Source organism: Liquorilactobacillus sicerae (assembly GCF_029916425.1).
Lineage (GTDB): Bacteria > Bacillota > Bacilli > Lactobacillales > Lactobacillaceae > Liquorilactobacillus > Liquorilactobacillus sicerae.
The window spans coordinates 1-1,199 of record NZ_JAHAVQ010000036.1 but is presented as its reverse complement, the minus strand read 5'-3'; the positions used below and the strand labels follow the sequence as shown (position 1 = coordinate 1,199).

Annotated in this window: 2 protein-coding genes; both read right to left on the bottom strand. The window is 34.8% G+C overall.

Features of this window, described 5'->3' with window-relative positions; genetic code table 11:
• The coding region (locus KH893_RS11000; protein ID WP_281166170.1) for a lyase family protein at positions 1-844 on the bottom strand (844 nt) is incomplete at its 3' end.
• Positions 845-922: 78 nt separating this feature from the next.
• On the bottom strand, positions 923-1,199 hold a 277-nt coding region (locus KH893_RS10995), incomplete at its 5' end, for a cupin domain-containing protein (RefSeq protein WP_281166169.1).

Here is a 1,199-nt window from a genome sequence, read left to right as displayed (position 1 = left end):
CAGCTGCTAGGGTCTTAAAAATACCATGAATAAAATTAATAGCACTGTGTGCGGCCAGACCTTGAAATTTATTTGGCGCGACGAGATAACTTATTCCCTTTTGAATCGATAGTTGTTTAACCATTTGTTGATCAAAATCTTTGACAGTATTCAAAACGGTACCGACAGCCGTCCCTCCGATTGGCAATTCGAGTAAAGTTTTTTTATTAATTTGCAAATAATCAAAATTGTGTTTGATCTGACTGGACCAACCACTAATTTCCTGTCCAAAGGTAATTGGTGTGGCATCCTGAAGATGGGTACGACCAATTTTTACAACATTTTTAAAATCAAGTGCTTTATCGTTCAATGAATTTTCCAAATGTTCCAAAACAGATAACAATTTTTTTACAGCATCATAAGCAGTAATTGCCATCGCTGTGGGAAAAGTATCATTGGAACTCTGCGAGTGATTAACATCATCATTTGCTTGTAACGAAACCTTAGGATTAATTTTAGCCGCCAAATGAACTATCACTTCGTTCACATTCATATTCGTTTGCGTTCCACTACCTGTTTGATAAACAACTAATGGAAAAGCATCTTGATATTTTCCCGCCAAAAGTTGATCAACTACTTCAACAATTAAATCAGATTTTTCTTTACTAATTTCACCATTTTTTTCGTTAACCACTGCAGCTGCTTTTTTAATCTGCAATAGAGACTCAATTATTTCAAAAGGCATTCTTTGCCCGATTTTAAAATTTTGTCGACTTCTTTCAGTTTGAGGTCCCCAAAGGGCACTTGCAGGAATTTTAACTTCTCCCAAAGTATCTTTTTCGATTCGATATTTCTCGTTATCCATTTTTAAAAATTTCTCCTAACTAAAATTTTGAACTAATCATTTTTTGATTATTAAGTAAAAAACAGCTTACTCAATAAACTATATTTTTGGAGTCAAAACAAACAAAACATGTGCGATCGAATTTGATCGGTTTAAGAATCGATGTTTGACATATGGAGGAATTCGCACAACATCGCCTTCTTGCAAAGAATATTCCTTAGCGTTCATTTCGACTTGTGTGGTGCCGGACATAACGACTGCCAATTCCTCTTTATCTTCATGAACATAATAAGACTTGGTAGTCACAGAATGAGGTTTTAGATCCATCATCAAGAGTTTGATATGAGTCCTCATAAAATCAGGAGTCAAAATATCC